The following is a 23,307-nucleotide window of genomic DNA, read 5'->3' as shown; positions in this document are numbered from 1 at the left end:
TAATTTTTTAACAGCGCAGTGAGGATCGATGTTCATTGAGTATTATGCATTTTTGCTACAGATTGGTGATTAATTGTCTAAGGATTTATTTGTATTTGTTAAAAATTATTAATTAATTTGGAAATGTAAAAACAACACTTAATAATGAATCTAACATTATGAGTTTATTCAAACACTTAAAGGATCGTTTCGGCGCTTTATTTATGGGAGGGATTCCATTTTTAGTAGTCGTAATGATGATGTTGCCATCTGGGCTATTTGCTCAAGGAAAAACAATTACTGGAACTGTTATAGCGGCACAAGGGGAGGAACCACTTCCTGGAGTTAATGTTCTTGTCAAGGGAACAAATACTGGGGTCGCTACAGATTTTTATGGAAATTACAGCATAGAGGCCACTGCGTCTGATGTACTTGTTTTTTCTTACATTGGTTTTAAAAGTCAAGAGATTACTGTAGGTAGCGGTAATGTAATTAATGCTTCTCTTGAACTTGACAACACATCATTAGAAGAAGTAGTAGTTATCGGATACGGTACCCAGAAAAAAGCCGATCTAACAGGTTCTGTTTCGGTAATTGAGGCAAACGAAGCGCAAAAGGTTTCCAATAGTGATATCTCTCAGCTGCTTCAAGGAAGAGCTGCGGGGGTTATGGTAACTAGTGATGGACAACCAGGTGCTTCACCCAATATTCGCATCCGTGGTGTTGGAACCTTTGGGAACAACCAACCACTTTATATTGTAGATGGGGTTCCTGTTGGAACATCGATAAGAGATTTTAATCCTAATGATATTGCCACTGTTCAGGTACTAAAGGATGCTTCAGCTGGTGCTATTTATGGATCTAGGGCCGCCAATGGTGTGGTCATTATAACTACAAAAAAAGGCCGAACGAACACCCCTTTAAAAATCCAGTATAGTGGGTATTACGGGATGGATGATGTAAATCAAATAATGCCTGTTCTCAAACGAGAGGATTATCAAATGATCGTCAATGAAAAGCGTGTGAATGCGGGAATGCCTTTAATTGCTGGGAATGATCCGGATTCACCATTGTTTATTGACGATATAGATACCGATTGGCAGAGGGTTGGGATTAAAAGCGGAAGTAGGCAAAACCATAATTTTAATTTTTCTGGTGGTGGAGAATCTGTGACCTATAATGCCTCTATTGATTATTTTAGCAATGAAGGTTTTTTGGTTGGGAAAGGCCCTACTTATGAGCGCTATTCTGGACGAATCAACACCACTTTAGAAAAAGGAATATTTAAAATTTCGCCCTCGCTGTATTACGCACATTCTTTTGAGAACTCCTTAACCTTTAGGGGGGATGTCCTCACCGGTGGAAGGCCTCCACTGATTAATGATTTGGTAATTGCAATCCCTACCATGGGTGTTTATGATTCCAATAATAAAGGGGGGTATGCGGGTACTTCTTCAGAATTACACCAGACCATTGCTTTAAATGTACCAGGAATAAATAGTTTGTTCACGAATTGGGTAGAGGTGGACCGTACCTTTGCCATTATCAATCCTGAATTAAAACTGTGGAATAAAGGAGGAAACGAACTTACCTATAAGCTCAACTTGAGTTATGATAAAACGCATGCAAGGGATTTTTCTTTCGTGCCAGCATTTGAAATGGGATATTTTTTTAATTCAGGAAAATCACTTTTGGATGACAACTCTAGAATTTACACAGTGAGTTTGGTGGAAAATACTCTGAATTACAAGAAAACCTTTGGAAAGCATACGCTAGATCTTCTTCTTGGTCAAACCTATCAGAAAAATGACGCGGTAACTCGTACTGCGCATTCTGAAAATCTCCCTGAACCGTATCTTCCAGTACTGTCCAATGGAGAGAATCAAACCTCTGGTGGTACGGAGTCTACAAGTACCCTCGCTTCAATTTTTGGAAGAGTGAATTATAATTTCGACGACCGATACTTAATAACTGGAACCATCCGTAGAGATGGATCCTCAAGATTCTCATCGGTTAATAGATATGGTACTTATCCCTCTGTCGCAGTTGGTTGGAGAATTTCAAATGAAGAGTTCTTTAAGGTTCCCGAGGCTATTATCAGTGACCTAAAACTTCGTGGAAGTTATGGTGAATTAGGAAATCAAAATATTGGAGATTATTTATATCAGCCTGTAGTAAACCGAAATATATTGTACAATTTTGGAGGGCAAACTGTTATTGGTGGATTACAAACCAATATTATTTCAGAGGATATTAAATGGGAGACTACCACATCAATGAATATTGGTATGGATGCTTCGTTATTTAATCACGCATTAGATCTTACTGTTGAGTACTATAGTAAGGAGACGACAGATGTCTTAGTAGGTGTTCCAATCCCTGCCTCTGTTGGCTCTATTAACAAATCACCCACTGTAAATGCGGGTAGTTTAAAAAATACGGGGGTGGATGTAGCCATGACATATCATTACACTAATGGAAGTGATTTTAATTTCGATATTTCAGCCAATGTCAGCACTTTGAAAAATAAAGTTTTAGCCTTGGGTGGAAATGATGAACCTGTATATGGCGTTGGATCCAAGACCCAGGTTGGAGGTGAAGTCGGTGCACATTTTGGATATGTTTATGAGGGAATCTTTCAAAGCGCAGATGAGGTCGCTTCCCATGCATTTCAAACAGCAGCAACATCTCCAGGAGATGTTAAATTTAAGGACCTAAACGATGATGGCGTCATCAATGCTGATGATCGGGAATTTTTGGGTAGTGCTATTCCAGGAATTACTTATGGATTAAACTTTTCTGCCAACTATAAAAATTTCGATTTTACAGTATTTGCCTCTGGAGCAGCAGATTACTATATTAACAGTAGATTGTATCGAACACTAATGTGGTCAACCGATTATATTAATTCTCATAAGGATATTTTAAACAGATGGACCCCTGAGAACACCGATACAAACATTCCAAGGGTCGTAGCCAATGACCCCAATGGTAATGCGCGAGACTCTAACCGACCAGGTTGGTTGCAAAAAGGGGATTATTTAAGGCTAAATACTATTTCTGTAGGTTATAAAATTCCAGAAAGCGCTCTTGGAACACTCCTAAGTTCTGCAAGAGTGTATGGAACCCTACAAAATATTTACACCTTCCAATCCTATAAAGGTTATAATCCTGATTTTAATTCAGGTGTTTTTGAACCTGGTTTTGATAATGGAACCTATCCTAGACCAAGAACCTATATGTTAGGGGTGCAATTAACTTTTTAACCATCACATATGAATTCTATGAAATCTTATAAATATATTGTAGTAATAATCACATGCTTTATACTAGGAAGTTGTGAAAAAGAGCTGGATTTGTTAAATCCTAACAGTCAAACCACGGATACATTTTGGTTAACTGAGCAACACGCTATGGAAGGAGTAAACTCCATATATAATTCATTTCTTATTGATGGTTATTATATGAGAATGACCCCCGCTCTAACTGATGGCCGTGGCGATGATTTTACGGGAGATAGCCCATGGTTGGATCTGGTACAGGTCGGACAATTTGTTTTGATGCCAACCTCGGGTCCCATAGAATGGAGTTGGTCTGCGTACTATCAGGCCGTATATCGTGCGAACCAGGTTTTGGCGAGGGTTCCAGATATTGAAATGGACGCTGCAGTAAAGGAGCGCTGTTTAGGGCAGGCATCTTTTTTAAGAGCTATTGCGTATTTCCATTTAAAAACTAACTTTCAAAAAGTACCTCTGGTATTAACTCCTGCGCAAAGTCAGGAAGATTATTATGCCCCTACAGCAACAGAAGAAGAAATTTGGAATCAAATTATTGGGGATTTAAAATTCGCCCAAAATAACCTTCCAATCGATTATCAAAGTATTACAGGGGCTGATCAAGGACAAGTAGGAAGAGCTACAAAAGGGGCAGCTACTGCATTCTTAGGAAAAGCATATCTATATACCCAGCAATGGGATCTAGCAGCAACGGAATTTAAAAAACTAATTGATGGCCCATTGAATAATTATAGTCTTATGGCCGATTATAGGGATAACTTTAGTCCGCACACGGAGAACAATGCGGAGTCCATTTTTGAAGTACAGTTTGCGACTCCAGATCAGGTTGGTGGAACAGTTAAAAATTATGGAGGCGAACCTACCTCTGGATGGATGCAAGTATCTTCAGTAGGACATACCTATGCCATGGACGGATTTGGATATTCTGACTTTTTACCTACTCGATGGATTTACGAAGAATATAAGGTGGAGAAGACCGTAGATGGTGGATTAGATCCACGACTTATGGTTACAATCGCTTCATACGAGCCTAGCGAAAATTCTACGACCGTCTACCAGGATGTGCCATGGCCACATGCAGAAACTGCCATATATCCAAGGAAGTATACCCACGATGGTTTAGGATTCGCGACTGAAAGTCAAGGATCAGTTGAATTATCTGAAATTAATTATCGTCTGATGCGTTATGCTGATGTATTATTAATGTATGCAGAAGCCTTAAATGAGCTCGGTAGAACTTCAGAGGCTTATCCTTATATCCAAATGGTGCGTGATCGGGCTAATTTACCTGATCTGGAAGCGGTAAGGCCGAATATGACCCAGCAACAAATGCGTGATCAACTTGGCCATGAACGAGCATTAGAATTCGCTATAGAAAGTATTCGGATTCACGATATCATACGGTGGGGTTGGTTGTACGATGATGCCAAATTAGAGATGTTAAAATCGCATGATTCTGATTTTAATACCTGGACACCAGGGAAAGAGTATCTCCCAATACCACAGACTGAATTAGATGTTAATCCGAATTTAGAACCTAACTCAGCAAATTAAATCTAACTATTAACTATACAATCATGAAATTTAAAAATTTATTACTGGCTGGAGCCATTATGGCAAGTGGACTGGCGACAGCCCAATCCACTGCTGTGGTGGAAGAGCAGGAGAATGCACCAACCATTAGCAGGCATATCTACGGACATTTTGCAGAACACCTTGGGAGGTGTATTTATGGGGGCTTTTATGTGGGAGAGGATAGTGAAATACCTAATACTGCGGGAGTACGTACCGATATTATACAAGCCTTGAAAGAGATGAAGATTCCAAACTTGCGTTGGCCTGGTGGATGTTTTGCCGATACCTATCATTGGAAAGACGGTATTGGGCCTAAAGAAGACAGACCTACCATCGTAAACAGATGGTGGGGAGGGGTGACCGAGGACAATAGTTTTGGAACACATGATTTTTTAAATCTTTGTGAGGAATTGGATGCGGAGCCTTACCTAGCTGCTAATATTGGAAGTGGAACTGTCCAAGAGTTCACGGATTGGATCCAATATGTCAACCACGATGGGGAAAGTCCTATGGCTAATTTAAGACGTGAGAATGGTAGAGAAAAACCTTGGGGGGTAACTTATTGGGGTGTTGGCAATGAAATGTGGGGTTGTGGAGGAAATATGACCCCTGAATATTACGCCAACCTTTACCGTCAGTACGCAACCTTTATGAGTAGTTGGGATAACGATAGCGGAATTTATCGAATTGCTTCCGGTGCTAATGTAGATGACTACCACTGGACCGAAGTCCTCATGAGAGACGTTCCAAGTCACCTTATAGAAGGGGTTGCACTACATTCTTATTCGTTTGTAGAGTGGGATGCTAAGGGTCCTGCTGTTGATTTTAATGAACTCCAGTATTTCAAAACAATTGAAAGAGCTTTGAACATGGAAACCTTGATTCAAAAGCATACGGCGATAATGGATAAATATGATCCAGAAGGAAAAATAGATCTAATTGTCGATGAATGGGGAGGATGGTATAATGTTGAAGAGGGAACCAACCCTGGTTTTTTATATCAACAAAACACCATGAGAGATGCTATGATTGCAGGAGCGACACTTAATATATTTAACAATCACAGTGACCGCGTAAAAATGGCAAATCTTGCCCAAACGGTAAATGTTCTTCAAGCGGTAATTCTTACCGATGATGAAAAAATGATTTTAACCCCTACATATCATGTAATGAAGATGTATGCGGTGCATCAAGATGCAACACTACTTAAACTGGACCTTAAAACGGATGCTTATCAATATGATGGGAAGAAAGTTCCAGCGATTTCGGTCTCTGCTTCAAAAGATGCTCAAGGAAAAGTGCATATTTCAGTGGTGAATGTAGATATGAATAAATCACATAACCTATCGCTTGATCTTACAAGTTTAAATCTGAAAAAGGCGGATGCAAGTATTTTGAGCGCTCCAGATGTTAGAGATCATAATAGTTTTGACAACCCTAATAAAATTCAGGTGGAAGAATTTAAAGATTTTAAATTCAAAAAAGGAAACTTATCAGTGGATATAGCCCCATTTTCTGTAATAATGTTTGAATTGAATTAGAATGAAAAGAGTTGCGGCATTAGCTTTTTGTTGTATTACAACGGGGCTTTGGTCGCAGGAGTTGGTAGTTCATGATCCTGTGGCAATAGCACGTGATGGGAATTATTATTTATTCTCCACTGGTCGTGGAATTTCTTGGTATAGTTCCAAAGATATGAAGCACTGGGAAAAAGAAGAGCCTGTTTTTAAACAGGCTCCCTCATGGGCCAGCACGGTAGTTCCCGGATTTAATAATCATATCTGGGCGCCAGATATTTCCTATCACAATGGGATGTATTATTTGTATTATTCTATATCTAGCTTTGGGAAAAATACCTCTGCAATTGGTTTAGTAACCAATAAGACACTCGATAGTAAGGCCGCGGATTTTAAATGGGAAGATCAAGGCGTTGTTATTCAATCCATTCCCAACAGAGACCTTTGGAATGCTATTGATCCGAATTTAGTTTTCGATAAACAACATAGACCATGGCTGGCCTTTGGATCTTTTTGGCAGGGATTGAAGTTAGTTCAGTTAAATGACGATTTAAAAACCATTGCACATCCTGAGAAATGGCATACTATAGCCAGACGTAAACGTGATTTTAAACTTCCCGATACCGAGGCTGGAAATGCAGCACTGGAGGCCCCTTTTATTTATTACAAAAACGGATACTATTACCTGTTTCTATCCTGGGATTATTGTTGTCGAGGGCAAGAGAGTAATTATAAAATCGTAGTGGGAAGGTCTAAAAGTATAACTGGACCATATTTCGATAAACAAGGCGTTTCTTTGTTTGATGGAGGGGGAACTGTTTTGCTAGAAGGGAATGAAAATTGGTATGGCTTGGGCCATAACAGTGTCTATGCTTTTAACCATAAAGACTATATGTTCTTTCATGCCTATGACGCAAAGGACGATGGAAAACCAAAATTAAAAATCCTTACTTTGGACTGGGACGGTGCTAATTGGCCCAATTTATCCAGCAAGGAATTGAATAAATTATAACAGGAAGTTGTTTTTTAAATTTTAAAATGTAAATTGCACACTTATTTAATCAATCTTCTAAAACCAGTTAAGATGAAACCTAAAGACGACATACGTTATTTTTTGGCCTTACCAGTACTGAGTCTGTTACTTTTTCTTGTAGGATGTAATACAGGGCCTGAATCAAAGGAAAATACGCAGACACATTCAGTTGATCCGGGTTATCCAATTACATCGGTAGATATCAAACACGTTAAATTAAAAGATGACTTTTGGCTACCAGTTATTGAGCGTATTCAAAATAAAACGATCGAATTTGCATTAGAAAAATGTGATGAGGAAGGACGATTTGAAAACTTCTTAATCGCTGGAGGTCAGATGGAAGGGCAAGCAAGAGGGGTAATGCCTTTTGATGACACTGATGTGTATAAAATAATTGAGGGTGCTTCTTATTCCCTTATTAGTGCCCCCAACCCGGAGCTTGAAAAGCTATTAGATTCGCTAATTGGAATTGTAAAAATTGGTCAAGAAAAAGATGGTTATTTGACCACTTGGAGAACCATTGATCCTGATAAACCTACGGCTAAATGGGTAGCTGTTGTGGATGGGAGTCGCTGGGAATCAATAGAGGCCAGCCATGAGCTCTATAATGCGGGACACTTATATGAGGCTGCTGCTGCACATTATAGAGCTACGGGTAAGAAAAACTTCTTAGAAATTGCTATTAAAAATGCGGATTTATTGGTTGAAACCTTTGGTAAAGGGGAAGGTAAAATTGAGAAAGTTCCTGGGCATCAAGTTATTGAAACTGGACTAGTGAAATTATATAGAATTACCCAGAACGAAGATTATTTAGACTTAGCTCGGTTCTTTCTAGATGAAAGAGGGCACCATGAAAATAGACCAAATTTAGGCGAATATTCACAAGATCATTTACCCGTTATAGCGCAAGATGAAGTTGTAGGACATGCTGTAAGAGCTGTCTATATGTATGCTGGAATGACGGATATCGCTGCTATTGATAAGGATAGTGCTTATCTGAATGCCGTCAATAATCTCTGGGAGAATATGGTTAACAAAAAAATGTATATCACTGGGGGAATAGGTGCAAAGCACGAACAGGAAGCTTTTGGTGCGAATTATGAGCTACCTAATCTAACGGCCTATAGCGAAACTTGTGCAGCCATTGGAGATGTATATTGGAATCACCGATTACACAACTTAACAGGGGATGTAAAATATATAGACGTTATTGAACGTAGCCTGTACAATGGTCTTCTTTCAGGAATTTCCTTAAGTGGCACGGAGTTCTTTTATCCCAATGCATTGGAATCAGATGGTATCTATAAATTTAATAGAGGATCCTGTACACGTCAAGAATGGTTCGATTGTTCTTGTTGTCCAACTAATATGATCCGTTTCTTACCATCGTTACCTGGACTTGTTTACTCTAAAACTGATAATACTGTTTTTGTAAATCTATACATAGCAAACCAGGCTCAAATTGATTTGCCTTCCACAAGCCTTGCAATTGATTTACAAACAAATTATCCTTGGAATGGTTTGGTTAACTTTACAGTAACTCCAGAGAAGGAAGCAAATTTCACATTAAAACTAAGAATCCCAGGTTGGTTTAGAAATGAAGTTTTGCCAGGAACCTTATACCAATATAAGGATGATATGACCTCCCAGTTGGCTTTAAAAATTAATGATGAATTGGTGGAAGCTCAGGTGAAAGATGGATATATTACCATTAATAGAGATTGGAAAAAAGGTGAGACAATAGCCTTGAATTTACCTATGGAGCCAAGAGAGGTTATTACCAATGACAAAGTAGAAGCTAACCGAGGTAAATTAGCCCTTGAATACGGTCCAATTGTTTATGCTATTGAAGAGGCGGACAATAAAGAAAACTTTGATTCCATTGAATTAAATTCTGGTGATAACTACGAAGTGGTATGGCAACCAGCGTTACTTAAAGGAGTAAATGTGATTAAAAATGAAAATCTAACCGCCATTCCTTACTACGCTTGGTCAAACAGAGGCATTGGTAAAATGAAAGTTTGGATACCAAGCAAACAGTAATCATAAAAAACTAAAGCTATGAAAATTAATTATTTTAACATGATAAAAACAACCCTCTTAAGCGGTTTGTTCTTTTGTTTTTACAGTCCTTTGCAGGCACAATCAGCAACCACATTGGATATTGATGCCTCTAAAACTGTAGCAGAAATAGCGCCTACTATGTACGGGATCTTTTTTGAAGATATTAATTTCGCTGCAGATGGTGGATTGTATGCGGAATTGATCAAAAATAGATCTTTTGAATTTGATTGGCCCTTGATGGGTTGGGAACAACCTAATAGTGATCGTCATTCATATAATAAGAATTCAGGGATCGCTGTACCGGTACAGTATTCACAAGAACAAACCAATCATAATTTTATTAGGGTTAAGATAAACGATGCTAGTGGCTATAAGCTTATCAATAAAGGTTTTAGAGGAATCGGTGTTCATGAAAATGAAAACTACCGTCTTTCCTTTTTAGCCTCTAATAGCGCTGGATCGGTGACCCAGATTCATTTTAAGCTTCTAGACGAGGCTGGAAAAGTCTTAGGTTCTAGTTCCGTGGATTTAACAAAAGGAGATTGGAAAAAGTATCGAACCGAATTTACAGCGAAGGCAACTTCAAAAAAAGCGAGTTTAGAAATTACTTTTAGTGGTCAGGGTGAGATTGATCTTGATATGATCTCTATGTTTCCAGAGAATACATGGAAAAAAAGAGAAAATGGAATGCGTAAGGATCTTGTTCAGTTACTAGCAGATATGGACCCCGGATTTTTAAGATTCCCAGGGGGATGTATTGTAGAGGGAAGAACGCTCGCCGAACGCTATCAATGGAAGAAAACGGTAGGACCGGTGGCCGACCGCGAAATCCTTTTTAACAGATGGAATACGGAGTTTTCCCACCGTCCAACTCCAGATTACTTCCAGAGTTTTGGAATTGGTTTCTTTGAATATTTTCAACTAGCCGAAGATATTGGAGCAACGCCTTTGCCTATTTTAAGTTGTGGGATTGCGTGTCAATTTAATACAGGAGAATTGGTACCGATGGATCAATTGGATCCTTATGTCCAAGATGCACTTGATTTAATTGAATTCGCCAATGGAGATGTAGATACACCATGGGGAAAGGTTCGAGCAGACATGGGGCACCCGGAGCCATTTAATCTGAAGTATATTGGTGTAGGGAACGAACAATGGGGACCTGATTATATAGCGCGTTATAAAGTATTTAATGATGCCATAAAAGACCAGTATCCAGATATTGTTATTGTTTCGGGTTCGGGACCATTCCCTGATGGGGATTATTTTGAATACGGAATGGAACAACTTACCCAGATCGGAGCTGAGATCATTGATGAACACTATTACAAAAGCCCAGAGTGGTTTAGAGAAAATGCAGACCGTTATGATAGTTATGATCGAAATGGGCCTAAAATATTTGCCGGTGAATACGCTGCACAAAGTGTAGCAATCGCGAGCCCTGAAAATGAGAATAACTGGGAATGTGCCTTAGCTGAGGCTGCATTTATGACTGGCTTAGAGCGTAATGCTGATGTGGTACAATTAACTTCCTATGCCCCTCTTATGGCGCATACAGAAGCCTGGCAATGGACTCCGGATCTCATTTGGTTTGACAACTTAAGCTCTTATGGTACGCCTAATTACTACGTGCAGCAAATATTTGCAACCAATCGTGGATCGGATTTGTTGAAAGTAAGTGCTAGGGGAGAAAAACTGATTGGTCAAAACGATCTATATGCCTCTGCAGTGAAAGATGAATCTACTTCGGAAGTTATTGTAAAGGTGGTTAACACAGGGGCTAGTTCAAAATCGATTAAATTTAATATTAAGGGAGTAAAAACTGGAAAAAAAGCGGAACAAATTATATTGAAAAGTGATGATTTAACAGCGGTGAACTCTATAGAGAAGCCAAAAAATATTTCACCAGAAACAACACAAGTAAATGTTCAAAAAGGGGTACAGTTATCTCCATATTCTGTGAATGTGTTTAAACTAAAAATTGAAAATTAAAATTCAATATTGAAAATGAAAAAATCCTATGTCATCGGACTTGATTACGGTACAGATTCCGTAAGAGCTGTTTTACTAGATGCCCATAGTGGAGAGGAAATTGCAACGGACGTTTCCTATTATGCAAGATGGAAGAAAGGGCGCTATTGTGAGGCCACAAAAAATCAATTTCGACAACATCCTTTGGACCATATCGAAGGTCTTGAAAAGACTATTAAAACGGTGGTCACTCAAAGTGGTGTAGAAGCTGATGCGATCAAGGGGATTTGTATAGATACCACAGGCTCCTCGCCGCTACCTTTGGATAAGCAAGGAACGCCACTTGCGCTATTGGATGAATTTAAAGAAAATCCAAACGCAATGATGGTTTTATGGAAGGACCACACGGCAATTAAGGAAGCCAATGAAATTAACGAACTCTCACGAACTTGGGGAGGGGTAGATTTTACTAGTTATGAGGGAGGGATATACTCCTCCGAATGGTTTTGGGCAAAAATATTGCACATTGCACGCGAAGATCAACAGGTAAAAGCAGCTGCCTATACCTGGATGGAACATTGTGATTATATGACCTATATGTTGTGTGATGATCAAGATTTAAATCGTTTTAAACGCAGTAGATGTGCAGCGGGCCATAAGGCGATGTGGCATCAAAGCTGGAACGGTCTTCCCGCAGATGAATTTTTGAATCAGCTAGATCCGTATTTAACCAAGCTTAAAGGTCAGCTCTACAGTGAAACCTTTACATCAGATCAAGTTGCAGGTTATTTAAATAGTACCTGGGCAGAGAAGTTAGGATTAAGTACCCGGACGGTAATCGCTGTGGGTACTTTTGATGCTCATGCAGGAGCAGTAGGTGCTAAAATTGAAGATAATACCTTGGTTCGGGTAATGGGTACATCAACCTGTGATATCATGGTAACGGAGAATAAAGTTCTTCAAGATCAATTGGTTAAAGGGATCTGTGGTCAAGTTGACGGTTCTGTGATTCCGAATATGATTGGACTAGAGGCTGGTCAATCCGCCTTTGGGGATGTGTTAGCTTGGTTTAAAGATGTACTGAGCTGGCCATTACACAATTTAGTGTACAACGCTCAAAGCCTTGAAGAAACTCAGGTACAGTTGCTTAAAAAGGAAGTAGAAGATGCTTTTATTTTTAAACTTTCTCAGATGGCCGAAAATATTCCATTGGATCAAAGCATTCCAATAGCATTGGATTGGGTGAATGGAAGACGCACTCCAGATGCCAATCAAGAATTAAAGGCAGCCGTCATGGGACTTAGCCTAGGAAGTAAAGCTCCACATATCTTTAAAGCTTTAGTAAATGCGATTTGTTTCGGCGCAAAGAAAATAGTGGAACGTTTTGAGGAGCAAGGTGTAAGAATTGACACCGTTATAGGAATAGGCGGGGTAGCCCGAAAATCACCTTTTATTATGCAAACACTTGCCAATGTTTTAAACAAGCCTATCAAGATAGCGGCATCCGATCAAGCACCTGCATTGGGAGCAGCTATTTATGCTGCTGTTGCTGCGGGAATTTATCCCGATGTAATAAGTGCAAGCAAGGAATTGGGTAGTGCTTTTGAAGCAGAGTACCATCCTGAGGCAGATCAAATTCAGTTGTATCAAACCCATATGGATTTTTATTCGAAGCTTGCAGATTTTATAGAACACGAAGTTACAAACCAATAAATGATGGCTTATGAGCGCTAAGTATAAAGATTTAAAACAAGAATGTTACCAGGCCAATATGGAACTAAATGCATTGAACCTGGTGATTTATACCTTTGGGAATGTGAGTGCTGTGGATAGGGAGCATGGTGTTTTTGCCATTAAACCCAGTGGGGTTGCCTATGAAAAGCTGACTCCTGAGGATATTGTAATTGTCGATTTTGAGAACCATATAATAGAAGGAAGTATGAGGCCTTCTTCGGACACAAAAACCCACGCTTATCTCTATAAACATTGGACAGATATAGGCGGAATTGCCCATACGCATGCCACCTACTCTGTCGCCTGGGCTCAAGCACAAAAGGATATTCCAATTTTTGGGACCACTCATGCTGATCACTTGGTTGCTGATATTCCATGTGCCGCTCCAATGAATGATGATTTAATTGAAGGTAACTACGAACACAACACTGGAATTCAGATTTTGGATTGCTTCAAAGAAAAAGGTTTAAACTACCAGGAAGTCCAAATGGTTTTATTAGGAAATCATGGACCATTTACTTGGGGACCTACTGCAGCTAAGGCCGTTTATAATAGCAAAGTCTTGGAAGAAATTGCAAGAATGGCATTTTTAACCTTGCAAATTAATCCAGATGCACCGCGATTAAAAGATTCACTGATTAAAAAACATTATCTACGTAAGCATGGAAAAGATGCTTACTACGGACAAAAGTAAAACAAGATATACACATAATGATTTCATCTGAAAAAGAAATTTGGTTTGTAACAGGAAGCCAACATTTATACGGTCCTGAGACTTTAAAACAAGTGGCTGATAATGCCAAAACAATTGCAAGCGAACTGAGCGCTTGTTCAAGTATAACGATAAAAATTGTCTATAAAGACATTGTGAAGACTCCCGAGGAGATTACATCACTTTGTGTAGCGGCCAACAGTTCAAAATCCTGTCTCGGGATTCTTAGTTGGATGCATACCTTCTCACCGGCTAAAATGTGGATCAATGGGTTAAATATTTTAAAGAAGCCATTATGCCATCTTCACACTCAATTCAATGCAGAAATTCCATGGAATGACATTGATATGGATTTTATGAATCTCAATCAATCTGCTCACGGAGATCGAGAATTCGGATTTATAATGTCTAGATTGCGTAAGAAAAGAAAGGTGGTTGTTGGACACTGGAGATCATCACATGTACAGTCTCAAATAGGCATATGGGCTCGCGTGATCCTTGGTTGGAATGAGTTACAGCATCTTAAAGTAGCTCGAATTGGAGATAATATGAGACAAGTGGCTGTAACAGAAGGGGACAAAGTCGAAGCTCAAATCCGTTTTGGTTTTCAAGTGAATGGTTATGATTCGCAGGATGTTATAGAACATATTAAAGACGTAAGTGAGAGTCAGCTTAAAGAGCTTCTAGAGGTCTATGAAAATTCATATAATCTAACACCGTCGCTAAAACCAGGTGGGGATCAAAGACATTCTTTAGTGGATGCTGCGAAAATAGAATTAGGCCTTCGTAGCTTCCTAGACCAAGGAGGCTTTAAGGCCTTCACTGATACATTTGAAAATTTAGGGAATCTACAACAACTTCCAGGGATAGCTGTTCAGCGATTAATGAATGATGGATATGGGTTTGGTGCAGAAGGTGACTGGAAAACGGCCGCCATGTTACGAAGCATGAAAGTGATGGCTTCAGGGCTTGAAGGGGGCACTTCATTCATGGAAGATTACACCTACCACTTTGGAGCCCAAAAATCGTATGTCTTAGGCTCACATATGCTCGAAATATGTCCATCTATTGCACAAGGAAAACCTTCTTGTGAGGTTCATTCACTGGGTATTGGTGGAAAAGAAGACCCTGTGCGTTTGGTGTTTAATTCACCTGCAGGGCCAGCGATCAACGCTTCCTTAGTTGATTTGGGAAATCGTTTCCGTTTGGTGGTTAACGAGGTGGAGGCCATTGAGCCTTTGGAAGATCTACCAAATTTACCAGTGGCAAGAGTTCTTTGGGATTGTAAACCAAACCTTGAGACGGCAACCACAGCTTGGATATTAGCTGGAGGGGCACACCATACTGTTTATTCTCAAGCTTTAGATACAGCATATATGGAGGACTTTGCCGATATTGCAGGTATTGAATTACTGGTAATCGATCAAGATACGCGAATCCGATCTTTTAAAGATACCTTAAACGCAAATGAGGCCTATTACCATATTTTTCAACATGGAATGTAACCGACTAAATTCAACATCATGAAAGCATTAAAAATCAGCATGCAATTTTTACTGGTCTTAGCAGTGTTATTCCTAAACGTTCAGTGTAAGGGAAAAGCTGAGAATGAAGGTACAAAACAAACTGAAATTGCCAACAAGGAGCCAAAGGATAGCCTTGCTATTTCGCAAGAAGACTTCGGGAAATTACCCACTGGAGAATCCATCCAGAAATATACTATGACCAATGCCAATGGTATGGTGGTTTCTGTAATTAATTATGGGGGCATTATCACCAATCTTAAAGTCCCAGATAAAAATGGGAAAATTGAAGATGTGGTTTTAGGCTTTGATTCCCTTGAAGGTTATCTCACACCAGCACCATATTTTGGAGCAATTATTGGGCGATATGGCAATAGAATTGCTCAGGGAAAATTCAACCTTGATGGTACGCAGTACACTTTAGCTCAAAACGATGGACAAAATCACCTTCACGGAGGAAATAAAGGTTTTGATAAGGTGGTTTGGGAAATTACAAAGATAACCAATCTACACAGCATAGCCCTTCAATTACATTATTTAAGTGAGGATATGGAAGAAGGCTATCCAGGGAATTTAAGTACCACTGTTACTTATACCTTAACCAATGACAACACCTTAAAGGTAAGCTACAAAGCTACTACGGATAAAAAGACGATAGTCAATCTAACCCAACACACCTATTTTAACTTGTCGGGTGATTTCTCTAAGGATATATTAGAACATGAAATCGCAATTAATGCGGATACCTTCTTACCAGTGGATGAAACATTGATTCCAACGGGTGAATTTAAAGCGGTTGCTGGAACGCCTTTTGATTTTAAACAAGCCAAAGCCATTGGTAAACAAATTAATGAAGATAACCAACAATTAAAACGTGGTTTAGGCTATGACCACTGTTGGGTACTCAACAGGGTTTCCGAAGATTTAAGCCTTGCAGCCACTGCCTATGATCCAAAAAGTGGTCGTTTTATGGAAGTTAAAACAACGGAGCCTGGAATACAATTTTATTCTGGGAATTTTCTTGATGGAACGCTAAAGTCTAAATCGGGAGGAACCTATGCCAAGCGATCAGGTTTTTGTTTAGAAACGCAGCATTACCCTGATTCACCAAATCAAGAGGACTTCCCATCGGTGGTGTTGAATCCAGATCAGACCTATAGAAGTGAAACCACCTTTAAGTTTTCAGTTAAATAAACAAACAACAAGAACAACCTAACAGAATAATATATGAAGACATTAGATACACTGGATTGGATTTTTATCGGACTATACTTTTTAGTATTGGCTGGTGTCGCCGTTTGGATTATCAGAAAAAAACAAAACAATACCGAGGATTACTTTTTAGCTGGACGTAATATTGGTTGGTTCGTTGTAGGGACCTCTATATTTGCTTCCAATATAGGATCAGAGCATGTGGTAGGCTTGGCAGGTGCAGGTGCGGGCGATAAACTTCCGATGTTAATTTATGAAATACAAGCATGGGTAGTATTGATGCTGGGCTGGATATTTCTTCCCTTCTACGCGAGGAGCGGGGTGTTCACCATGCCAGAATTCTTAGAAAAACGTTTCGATGCGCGTTCAAGATGGGTCTTATCTGTATTCTCGATTATCGCTTATGTACTTACTAAAATATCGGTGACCATTTATGCAGGGGGAATTGTAGTATCAGCGCTTTTAGGAATTGATTTTTGGACAGGAGCATTATCTACTGTGATTCTAACTGGACTCTATACCGTTGTTGGAGGAATGCGCGCGGTTGTTTATACCGAGGCATTGCAAGCGATTGTGTTAGTTTTCGGAGCAGCAGTGCTTACCATTATAGGACTAAACGAAGTAGGGGGATGGGAGAGTATGAAAGCGACTGTAACTCCGGAATATCTCGATATGTGGCGTTCTGCATCTGACCCTGAATTTCCTTGGCCAACCTTATTAATTACAAGTACTATTGTTGGTATTTGGTATTGGTGTACGGATCAATACATTGTTCAACGTACCCTAACTGCCAAAAATATAAAAGAAGGTAGAAGAGGAACTATTTTTGGGGCACTTTTGAAACTTTTACCAGTATTTTTATTTTTAATACCAGGTGTTATTGCATTGACCTTAAAAATGAGAGGAGAATTACATTGGGACTCCCCAGATGAAGCTTTTCCGGTGTTGATGAGTAACTTATTACCTTCCGGATTAAGAGGGCTCGTTGCAGCTGGATTATTAGCCGCCCTGATGAGTTCACTGGCCTCTGTATTTAACTCTTGTTCCACATTATTCACCGTCGATATTTACAAGAAGTTACGACCAAACACCCCCGAAAAGAAACTTGTTAGAACAGGTCAGCTAGCGACTGTTATCGTGGTTATAATCGGTATTATCTGGATTCCTATTATGGCCAATATCTCAGGTGTACTATATGAATACCTTCAAAAAGTACAGTCCTATATTTCACCCCCGATTACGGCGGTATTCTTATTGGGGATTTTTCACAGGCGTATCAATGCTCATGGGGCCTTTACAACGCTCGTTACTGGATTTGTCGTAGGTGCTTTTAGAATTATACTGGAACTTATTAAAGATGATTTAGATCCCAACGGAATATTATTTGCCCTTGGCGATATGAACTTCTTAACCTTTGGAGCTTGGTTCTTCTTATTTTGTATTATCCTAGCCATTGTAGTTAGTTTACTAACCAGAACACCATCAGAAGACAAAGTTAAGAACCTTACTTTCGGAACCATCACTGAGGAAGAAAAACAAAATAATAAAAACAGCTACAACTGGGTTGATGTTGTTGTATCAATCCTTATTGTTGCTATTGTAATTGGCGTGATGATTCTCTTTAACGGAAAGTAAAGCACCACTATTAATTAATTTTGAAACTTAGAATTACAATCAAAGGCTTGGGTAATGTACACCAGGCCTTTATTGTTTCCGATAGCTTACTGGTATAGTATCTATTCTTAATTCGATGTAGATAATTTAAAAATGGAGATGATTAGAAATGTTAATATTTTTCCTAATTTAGCGCCTGGCCATGAATTAACTCCCTATATTTCAGGGTATCTGTAATACTGACAGCTTGATAATGAGAAAAAAAAGAGTATCCATAAAAGATATTGCAGCGGATTTAAATATCTCCGTGACTACGGTTTCTTTTGTTTTAAATGGTAAGGCAGAGGAGAAGCACATTTCAAAGAAACTCACCAAAAAGGTACTTGAGTATGTTGAAAAGGTCAACTATAAACCTAACCAGATTGCACAAAGTTTGCGAACTGGAGAGTCAAAAATTCTTGTATTTATGGTAGAGGACATTGCCAACTCTTTCTTTGCTAAGTTGGCACGGCTCATTGAAGATCTAGCTTATAAAAAAGGGTATAAGGTATTGTTCTGTAGTAATGACAACGATGATAACAAATCCAAAGAACTCATTCATTTATTTAAAAACAGGCAGGTTGATGGATTTATAATTGTACCCTCTCCAAGGCTTCAAAATACCATCTCCAATTTAATTGAGGAGCGCATTCCAGTGTTGTTATTCGACCGCTATTATCCAGAACTTGACACCAATTATGTGGTAACGAACAATGCGGAAGCTACTCAAAAGGCCATTGAACACCTAGTGGAAAATGGTTTTAAAAACATTGCTTTTATCACTCTTGACACCCATCAGTCTCAGATGGAAGACCGTTTAAAAGGCTACCAGAATGCGATCTCCAAATACGGACTAACGGAAATTTCGCTAAGACTTCCTTTTTCAAAAACAATAAGTAATCAGGGCGACAAAGAAATGAAAGCATTTTTGAAAGAGAACCCTGAAATTGATGCCATCCTCTTTGCTACCAATTACCTTACTGAAACAGGACTTGAGGTTATTAAGCGAGATTTCCCAGGGCTCATTGATCGAATTGGTTTTATTACCTTCGATGATAGTCATTTGTTTAAAACCTATAGCCCTAGTATAACGGCAGTTGCCCAACCCACGGCCGAAATGGCCAAAGAGGCGATGGATATCATATTGAAATTACTTAGGTCTGATACGGATGTTCCTAATCGAAAAGTTGTTTTAGAGTCTTCACTCATTATTCGTGATTCCTCCTACAAACGATATTAACCTATATAAATTAGAAAAAGTACTATTGGGTGTATTTAATTGAATAATATATTTGCTAAAACGATTTAGTAATGTATATTTGAAATTCTATAACAGAAAATATAGGCCAATTATATACCTAATCACATAAGATAACCAATTATGAAAAGAAGAACTTTTATCCAAAATGCGACCATGGCATCCAGTCTTGCTTTTATAAATCCAATGGAACTAACGGCATCTTCAGCCCTTAATTTTCCAAAGGTACGTACTCCAGAAGGAGGGAGAAACTTTCAAAGTAAGGCTATTGAAAGAGCAATCAAGACTTTTTCCAAGGATGTGAAAGACCCTAAATTGGTGTGGTTATTTAATAATTGTTTTCCAAATACATTGGATACTACCGTGACCTATAAGCAAATTAATGGTAAGCCCGACACCTACGTCATAACAGGTGATATTGATGCTATGTGGTTGCGTGATAGCTCTGCTCAGGTTTGGCCATATATGGAGTTTACAAATCAAGATGAAGATTTAAGGCATTTGATAGCTGGAGTGATCAATCGACAGACAAGGTACATTCTTAAAGATCCATATGCCAATGCTTTTTATGACGATCCCACAAAGCAAGGGGAATGGGCGAGTGATCTGACAAAAATGATACCGGGTGTCCACGAGCGGAAATTTGAAATTGATTCGCTGTGTTATCCTATTCGATTAGCATATCATTACTGGAAGAACACTGGGGATACTTTGCCATTTGACCAGCAATGGAAACAGGCCATTGCGCTAATTTTACAAACCTTTAAAGAGCAACAAAAAAAAGATGGACCTGGTCCTTATTCCTTTATGAGGAACACACCTCATGCTACTGATACCAGAGCTTTAAGAGGGTATGGGTATCCAGTGAAACCTGTTGGACTGATTTGTTCGGCTTTTCGTCCAAGTGATGATGCTACGGTGTTCTCATTTTTAGTTCCTTCCAATTTCTTTGCCGTGGTAAGTTTAAACCAGGCCGCTGAGATGGTTGAACAAATACATCAGGATACATCATTGTCAAAAAAATTATTGAACCTTAGCAGTGAAGTAACCCAAGCCATTGAACAACATGCGATTGTGGATCATCCTAAGTATGGTCCGATATACGCCTATGAGGTTGATGGTTATGGAAATCATCTTTTAATGGACGATGCCAATGTGCCTAGTTTGTTGTCGCTACCTTATTTAGATGCTATAAGTCCAGAGAATCCTATCTATAAAAATACCCGTAATTTTGTTTGGTCACTCGATAACCCGTTCTATTTTGAAGGGAAGGCTGGAAAAGGAATCGGAGGCCCTCATGTTGGAATGGATATGATCTGGCCGATGTCTCTTAGTATAAAAGCCCTTAGTAGTACTGATCCTAAAGAAATCAAAAACTGTATTAACATTCTTAAAAATACAGATGGTGGGACTGGGTTCATGCATGAATCATTTCATAAGGATGATCCTACAAATTTTAGTCGATCCTGGTTTGCTTGGGCCAATACCTTATTCGGAGAATTGCTTTGGAAGACCTATACTGAAAATCCGGAACTACTTTAATGAAGAAATCTGTACATACCCATACCCTTTTTTTTACTCATTTTAGGTTAAACATCTTTGTGCTTCTTGGGCTTTGCTGTCTTGTTTTACTACTATATAGCTGCCAGGAAAAAGTAACATTGGAAACGGGCTCTGAAGAAAAAATAAATGGCTATACTGATTATGTTAATCCTTTTATTGGAACGGCTCCTTTAACGGATCCTGAACAAATTGGATACACGCCACCTGAGGGTTGGCGGGTTTGGGCGGGGCTGGTTTATCCTGGGTCATCCTTGCCCAATGCAATGGTGCAACTGAGCCCAATAACAGCTTATAACACTGGTGCGGGCTATCAATATGAGGATACGGAGATTTTAGGTTTCACCCACACCAATAAAGGACACTGGAATTTCTGTAATATTCCTGTATTGCCCATCGCTGGAGAAGGTGCATCTTACCCGTATAAATCTACTTTTTCTCATGCAAATGAAAACGCATCTCCAGCGTACTACCAAGTGTATCTCCAAGATTATAAAGTAAACGTCGAGCTCAGTTCCACTCTTCGTGCAGGTATTCATAGGTATAGCTTTGCCTCTGAGAATAACCGAATGATCTTATTTGATTTAGGGATGGCCAATAATCATGTGGATGATTGGAGATTTGAAAAGGTAGGTCTTCACGACATTGCAGGTTATCAGCAGACGGGAGAACAGCGCATTTATTTCTATGCCAATGTAGATGCCCCGATTAAAAGTGTACAGAAAAAAAATGAAGGAAAGAGCAAGGGCTATGTGCTTTTGAATTTAGGCGAATCTGAGAATACGGTTATCCTTCGTATTGGATTATCTTTTGTCAGTACTGATAATGCCAAAGAGAATCTTGCCAAAGAAATTGGATCGCTGACCTTTGAAGAGGTTCGACAAAAAGGTAAAACCATTTGGAATGATCTTCTGTCAAAAATTGCGGTTGAAGGGGGATCAGAAAAGGAAAAAACTCTTTTTTACAGCTCGCTATATCGAACTTTTTTATGGCCAGCACTTCGTAGTGATGTCAACGGGGATTTTCGCAATGAAAAGGGTGCTGTAGTGAATAAAGGGCATCGTTATTATACCAACCCATCTTTTTGGGACACCTATCGCAATAAGCTGGTGTTGTTACAAATTCTAGATCCGAAGCTTTGTAATGATATTATCAAGTCACTTGTTGATCGTGGTGGCCATATTGGATTTATACCCACGTTTTTTCATGGAGATCATGCGGCAGCCTTTATCAGTGGTTCCTACAGAAGGGGAATTCGGGATTTTGATGTTCAAAAAGCATATGAATTACTGCTTAATAATGCCTATAAACAAGGGGGTACAAGACCTTATATCAAGGAATATATCACTCAGGGATTTATATCGGACCCTGATATTGAAAACCCTCATGTTGAAACCAAAGCGAAGGCGGGAGTCTCTAAAACCTTGGAATACGCTTATGATGATTACGCTTTAGCATTATTAGCTAAAGAGCTCAAAGATACTTTACACTATGAGGATTTAATGAAAAGGTCCAAAAATTATAGGAATGTTTTTGATCCTCAAACAAATTTTATGCGTGGTAGATTGGAAGATGGTTCTTGGATCGCCCCTTTCAATCCGCAATACCCGTATTATGAATACATGTACCGAGAGGCTAATGCTTGGCAAGTTTCCTTTTATGCCCCACATGATATGGAAGGTTTGATAGCCTTGTATACAAGTGAGCAAGCATATGAGAACAAATTAGACTCTTTATTTACCCTTAAGTGGAACCCAGCATATATTGCCCGAAATATTTCCAGTTTCATAGGGCAATATTGTCATGGAAATCAGCCAGATCACGAAGCACCTTTTGGGTATTATTTCATTGACAAACCAGAAAAATCTCAAAGAATTATTGACACTATTTTAAGAAACTTTTACGGCATAGGCCCTCAAGGGTTAGCCCTTAGTGGAATGGATGATGCCGGAGAGATGTCTAGTTGGTATGTCTGTAGTGCGATGGGGTTATACCCCTTCTCACCAGCGGATACTGATTATTTGGTAAGTGTTCCAATATTTGATCACATTTCCGTGAACCCAGGGTCGAAGAACGAGTTAAATATTTCAACACAACCGATCTGCAGATCTCTAAAGAGAATTGTGGTAAACAACACTCCAATGGAGGGATATTTTATTTCTCATCAATTGTTTTTGGATGGTGGGGAAATTTCAATTGAAACACAATAAAAAGTAAAAA

Annotated in this window: 14 protein-coding genes; all 14 read left to right on the top strand. The window is 39.1% G+C overall.

The genetic code is table 11. The features are described from left to right. Positions 1–158 precede the first annotated feature (158 nt). Entirely contained in the window at positions 159–3,245 is a 3,087-nt protein-coding gene (locus VKY50_RS05775; RefSeq protein WP_324299790.1) for a SusC/RagA family TonB-linked outer membrane protein, read from the top strand. Positions 3,246–3,254: 9 nt separating this feature from the next. Further along, entirely contained in the window at positions 3,255–4,829 is a 1,575-nt protein-coding gene (locus tag VKY50_RS05770) for a RagB/SusD family nutrient uptake outer membrane protein (RefSeq protein WP_324299788.1), read from the top strand. Between the two features lie 23 nt (positions 4,830–4,852). Continuing rightward, entirely contained in the window at positions 4,853–6,391 is a 1,539-nt protein-coding gene (locus tag VKY50_RS05765) for an alpha-N-arabinofuranosidase (RefSeq protein ID WP_324299786.1), read from the top strand. Position 6,392: 1 nt separating this feature from the next. Then, complete coding sequence (locus VKY50_RS05760) at positions 6,393–7,379, top strand: arabinan endo-1,5-alpha-L-arabinosidase (RefSeq protein WP_324299784.1); 987 nt, start codon at positions 6,393–6,395, stop codon at positions 7,377–7,379. Between the two features lie 72 nt (positions 7,380–7,451). Continuing rightward, positions 7,452–9,443 carry a glycoside hydrolase family 127 protein gene (locus VKY50_RS05755; RefSeq protein ID WP_324299782.1) on the top strand — a complete coding sequence of 664 codons (1,992 nt, stop codon included), beginning with the start codon at positions 7,452–7,454 and terminating at the stop codon, positions 9,441–9,443. A gap of 39 nt (positions 9,444–9,482) precedes the next feature. Then, positions 9,483–11,456 (top strand): alpha-L-arabinofuranosidase C-terminal domain-containing protein, encoded by a 1,974-nt coding sequence (locus VKY50_RS05750; RefSeq protein WP_324299780.1) that lies wholly within the window; start codon positions 9,483–9,485, stop codon positions 11,454–11,456. Positions 11,457–11,471: 15 nt separating this feature from the next. Continuing rightward, positions 11,472–13,148: a ribulokinase gene (locus VKY50_RS05745; protein WP_324299778.1), complete on the top strand. Its 1,677-nt coding sequence runs from the start codon at positions 11,472–11,474 to the stop codon at positions 13,146–13,148. Positions 13,149–13,158: 10 nt separating this feature from the next. After that, entirely contained in the window at positions 13,159–13,863 is a 705-nt protein-coding gene (locus tag VKY50_RS05740) for an L-ribulose-5-phosphate 4-epimerase (protein WP_324299776.1), read from the top strand. Between the two features lie 17 nt (positions 13,864–13,880). Further along, positions 13,881–15,386, top strand: coding sequence for an L-arabinose isomerase (araA, locus tag VKY50_RS05735; RefSeq protein WP_324299774.1), 1,506 nt, complete (start codon positions 13,881–13,883; stop codon positions 15,384–15,386). An 18-nt stretch (positions 15,387–15,404) separates the two neighbouring features. Next, positions 15,405–16,598, top strand: coding sequence for an aldose epimerase family protein (locus VKY50_RS05730; RefSeq protein ID WP_324299772.1), 1,194 nt, complete (start codon positions 15,405–15,407; stop codon positions 16,596–16,598). Positions 16,599–16,631: 33 nt separating this feature from the next. Beyond that, a complete protein-coding gene (locus tag VKY50_RS05725; RefSeq protein ID WP_324299770.1) occupies positions 16,632–18,251 on the top strand; it encodes a sodium:solute symporter in 1,620 nt (539 codons plus the stop codon). A 232-nt stretch (positions 18,252–18,483) separates the two neighbouring features. Next, positions 18,484–19,509: a LacI family DNA-binding transcriptional regulator gene (locus tag VKY50_RS05720; protein ID WP_324299768.1), complete on the top strand. Its 1,026-nt coding sequence runs from the start codon at positions 18,484–18,486 to the stop codon at positions 19,507–19,509. Positions 19,510–19,650: 141 nt separating this feature from the next. Next, positions 19,651–21,069, top strand: a complete 1,419-nt coding sequence (locus VKY50_RS05715) for a glycoside hydrolase family 125 protein (RefSeq protein ID WP_324299766.1) — start codon at positions 19,651–19,653, stop codon at positions 21,067–21,069. Then, positions 21,069–23,297 carry a GH92 family glycosyl hydrolase gene (locus VKY50_RS05710; RefSeq protein WP_324299764.1) on the top strand — a complete coding sequence of 743 codons (2,229 nt, stop codon included), beginning with the start codon at positions 21,069–21,071 and terminating at the stop codon, positions 23,295–23,297. The genes VKY50_RS05715 and VKY50_RS05710 overlap by 1 nt, the downstream gene beginning before the upstream one ends. Positions 23,298–23,307 lie beyond the last annotated feature (10 nt).

This window comes from Galbibacter sp. (genome assembly GCF_035306585.1).
Classification (GTDB): domain Bacteria; phylum Bacteroidota; class Bacteroidia; order Flavobacteriales; family Flavobacteriaceae; genus Galbibacter.
This window is presented reverse-complemented; position numbering and strand designations above follow the sequence as displayed.

Bases quoted from the DNA above. Each gene is read 5' to 3' on its own strand.
- VKY50_RS05770 (WP_324299788.1), top strand. From the start codon at position 3,255: ATGAATTCTATGAAATCTTATAAATATATTGTAGTAATAATCACATGC.
- VKY50_RS05725 (WP_324299770.1), top strand. From the start codon at position 16,632: ATGAAGACATTAGATACACTGGATTGGATTTTTATCGGACTATACTTT.
- VKY50_RS05730 (WP_324299772.1), top strand. From the start codon at position 15,405: ATGAAAGCATTAAAAATCAGCATGCAATTTTTACTGGTCTTAGCAGTG.
- VKY50_RS05710 (WP_324299764.1), top strand. From the start codon at position 21,069: ATGAAGAAATCTGTACATACCCATACCCTTTTTTTTACTCATTTTAGG.
- VKY50_RS05740 (WP_324299776.1), top strand. From the start codon at position 13,159: ATGAGCGCTAAGTATAAAGATTTAAAACAAGAATGTTACCAGGCCAAT.
- araA (WP_324299774.1), top strand. From the start codon at position 13,881: ATGATTTCATCTGAAAAAGAAATTTGGTTTGTAACAGGAAGCCAACAT.
- VKY50_RS05755 (WP_324299782.1), top strand. From the start codon at position 7,452: ATGAAACCTAAAGACGACATACGTTATTTTTTGGCCTTACCAGTACTG.
- VKY50_RS05750 (WP_324299780.1), top strand. From the start codon at position 9,483: ATGATAAAAACAACCCTCTTAAGCGGTTTGTTCTTTTGTTTTTACAGT.
- VKY50_RS05745 (WP_324299778.1), top strand. From the start codon at position 11,472: ATGAAAAAATCCTATGTCATCGGACTTGATTACGGTACAGATTCCGTA.
- VKY50_RS05775 (WP_324299790.1), top strand. From the start codon at position 159: ATGAGTTTATTCAAACACTTAAAGGATCGTTTCGGCGCTTTATTTATG.
- VKY50_RS05765 (WP_324299786.1), top strand. From the start codon at position 4,853: ATGAAATTTAAAAATTTATTACTGGCTGGAGCCATTATGGCAAGTGGA.
- VKY50_RS05760 (WP_324299784.1), top strand. From the start codon at position 6,393: ATGAAAAGAGTTGCGGCATTAGCTTTTTGTTGTATTACAACGGGGCTT.
- VKY50_RS05715 (WP_324299766.1), top strand. From the start codon at position 19,651: ATGAAAAGAAGAACTTTTATCCAAAATGCGACCATGGCATCCAGTCTT.
- VKY50_RS05720 (WP_324299768.1), top strand. From the start codon at position 18,484: ATGAGAAAAAAAAGAGTATCCATAAAAGATATTGCAGCGGATTTAAAT.